This window comes from Sphaerochaeta sp. S2 (assembly GCF_016406725.1).
Taxonomy (GTDB): domain Bacteria; phylum Spirochaetota; class Spirochaetia; order Sphaerochaetales; family Sphaerochaetaceae; genus Sphaerochaeta.
Genome location: NZ_JAEKNT010000451.1, coordinates 1 through 2,923, shown reverse-complemented (window position 1 = coordinate 2,923; position 2,923 = coordinate 1). Strand labels below are relative to the sequence as shown.

The 2,923-nt window shown below is 43.5% G+C and carries 4 protein-coding genes; 2 read left to right on the top strand and 2 right to left on the bottom strand.

Annotated elements, in window-relative coordinates; genetic code table 11:
* Both JF818_RS12995 and JF818_RS12990 read left to right on the top strand, forming a co-directional pair.
* On the top strand, window positions 1-427 hold a 427-nt coding region (locus JF818_RS12995), incomplete at its 5' end, for a hypothetical protein (RefSeq protein WP_198892415.1).
* Entirely contained in the window at window positions 396-1,202 is an 807-nt protein-coding gene (locus JF818_RS12990) for an ABC transporter permease (RefSeq protein ID WP_198892414.1), read from the top strand. The genes JF818_RS12995 and JF818_RS12990, both read left to right, overlap by 32 nt.
* On the opposite strand, the gene JF818_RS12985 is transcribed toward JF818_RS12990, so the two are convergent.
* Both JF818_RS12985 and JF818_RS12980 read right to left on the bottom strand, forming a co-directional pair.
* Window positions 1,185-1,907 carry a DUF3307 domain-containing protein gene (locus tag JF818_RS12985; protein WP_198892413.1) on the bottom strand — a complete coding sequence of 241 codons (723 nt, stop codon included), beginning with the start codon at window positions 1,905-1,907 and terminating at the stop codon, window positions 1,185-1,187. The genes JF818_RS12990 and JF818_RS12985 overlap by 18 nt on opposite strands.
* Window positions 1,907-2,653, bottom strand: a complete 747-nt coding sequence (locus JF818_RS12980) for a SatD family protein (RefSeq protein WP_198892412.1) — start codon at window positions 2,651-2,653, stop codon at window positions 1,907-1,909. The genes JF818_RS12985 and JF818_RS12980 overlap by 1 nt, the downstream gene beginning before the upstream one ends.
* Between the last annotated feature and the right edge of the window lie 270 nt (window positions 2,654-2,923).

The window sequence follows — 2,923 nt, the reverse complement described above, 5'->3', positions numbered from 1 at the left end:
GGTACAAGCTGATACCCCAGAGCAGATTCTTTCCTCTCCAAAGGATGACTTTGTGGAGCGATTTCTCGGCCCCGATCGGTCACTCAAACGGTTATCGCTCTTTACTGCTGACCACTGCTGTATCCAGAAGGTACTATCGGGAATGGATGCACCATCCAAATCAGTATTACCTGAGGATTCACCTAGGTGCTATTGGCAAGTTGATGATAAGGGACAACCTCTTAAAGGATTTGTGTGGCTGAAAGGTCGTCTTGTATCGCGGGAGGTACATGGCGCAAACCATACGGTACAGACATATTCTTCAATGAGGGAGTGTATGGCAGCCATCCTGAGCTTGGGATTGCCTGCAGCTGCTGTGGTAGATGATGATGGACGGCTATTCGGGGAGGTGCGTTTTGAGACAATCCAAACAATCAGCATCTCCTAGACAAACGATCAAGCGATGGGTTCCACTTCTCCTGATCACTGCTGGGTTGGCCCTCTATATCTCCTCAGATGCATTACAAACAACGATTCTCTCCTTCCTGTTTCCTGGAGAGACACAGTTCACCCATTCAAGGAAGACCATTCTGCAGATGACCGGTGCCCACATTACCTTGACGATTGCAGCAACACTGCTTGCCAGTATATTTGGTATATTCATTGGCATCCTGGTTACAAGAAGGGCAGGTAGAGAGTTCCAACACCTGGTACTTAAGCTGAATGCTTTTATCCAGACCTTTCCTCCCTCAGCGGTAATAATTCTGGCATTTCCCGTGTTGGGTTTCGGCTGGAAACCAGCCTTGTTGGCGCTGTTTCTCTACTCTCTCTTTCCTGTTCTGGGGAATACTATAGTAGGGTTCAATGCAGTAAACCCAGCTGTAATCGATTCTGCAAAGGGAATGGGGATGACGTGGTTCCAACAACTCCATATTGCTGAGCTCCCACAAGCGTTGCCCATTATAATCACCGGTATACGACACAGTTATATCCTCAATCTTGGGACTGCCGCCATCGCCGCGGTAATCGGTGGGGAAGGGCTTGGGACAATCATCATCAGTGGACTTACCCTAAGAAACTCTGCCTTGGTGCTCTCTGGAACCATTGTGATCAGTATGCTCGCTTTCATAGGGGAACAGGTATTTGGCCTGCTCTCCTGGAATCAGACAAGTCATGCAGGGAGAATAGAGCAACAAGCCACTATGTCAAAAAAAGAGAAGTAGCCATACTACAAGTACAATGAGAATACTCAAGAGGGTTCCCAGCAGATAATACTCTGCAAAATCCTTATCCTTGAGCATCTCATAGCGAGAAATTGACTTTGCCGCCATCACCAAAGCCAGTGCACCAAACTGCCCAAGACTGAGCAGTATTATCATGATATAGCGCTCAAGGGTACCGATCATGGCCCCGGCATTATTTCGGGGTGTCTCTTCTTTCTTTCCTAAACGTGAAATAATGTGTTTGATGGTAATATTGGAAGGTTTAGCAAGTATCAAGATACTGACAGCCCAGGTGAGGATGGTTTCAGGGCAAAAGTTACTGGAATTCAGCAAACCGGTAAGCCATGAAGTTGGAGCTAATGGTACTGGAATGAGTAGTGTTGCCACTCCTGCTAGTGAGATGAGATGGACTGTTTGATCGGCCAGATATAGTGTGGATTCCTTGCACTTTCCAAGTCTGTGAAACAAGAACTTTGCCGTGTCTATACAAACGTGAAGAATGATGAGAAATACAAGTGAATTGACCAATGACGAGGAAGGGTGCATAAATGCTAGGGGGGCAAAAAATGGGAGTGCATATATAAGACTATGGAGCAGTACCGCTGGATATTTGTTTCTCTTTGACCCTGCCAGTCTTTCACTTTGGAGGTAGTAGTCACCCAATATATGTAACAGGAGATAGAACAGGAAAATATCAGTATTCATTAACATTCCTCACTTAGGCTGCTCGTTATCCCAGCTAACGTATGCAAGTAGGTATAAAAATGAGCCGAAGATAATGCGCTATTCACCGTTGGTTGGGTGATACCGAGCAGATCAGCTGTTTTCTGTTGGTTATATTGTCCTCCTTCCATGAACGTGTGCAATGTTTTCTGCTGTTTTTCTGTCCAGCCTTCTTTCAAGGTTGAAAGGAGGGAAAAAGCCATGTTGAGCATAAGAGAAAGATTCTCATCATTAATAATTCCGATTCGAGTGGTAGTATATGGTTCCTTATGTTTTTTTTCGCTTTGCTTCAGGTGAGTTAGCATATCACGTGCAATATGATATGCAGGACCGTCCATTCCAAATGGTGAATCCTTGATGATTTCAGTATGGATTTCTCCGATACCGATACCAAATCGAATACGTACCGGCCACATATGACGTTCAATATAATCAACAATGGAAACTACATGAGAACAATCGCTTAGTAATCCCTGAAACTCATCTCCCAGGGTAATGGTGAAGGAGGACGTAATTGAATTCTTCTCATTTGTGAGCTGAACTTGTTTTGTAGTAGAGTATGAAAAGGGTGAGATATCTAGGATTTGTTTGTAGGTATCCAAAAAAGCAAAACTGTTTACTCTCTGCAAGACCTGCTGCAGTTGTATCTGGACCTGTCTTCGGTTTGTAAGAGTCCGAGAGTCAATAATGTCACCAATAATAGCGACGTAGTGTTGCGTGTTGTCCATGAGATTAGGTTACATCTGATAGTTTTATCTGTCAATATAGATATATAATACTATAAATAACAAATATAATTATTAGAATCTATAAATAGGATATAAAGTATCAGTAAACTATATAGTTTGTGAATCTTTTATACTTACAAACCGCTTACCTAGTTCCAGTTAACCGGTTCTGGTGTTACCACAAGCAATGTTTCCAAGGATTGGAAGAATAACTCCCTCCATGCAAAGTCACCAGAAAGAGTGCACCACATATACTCATAACCAGTAAAC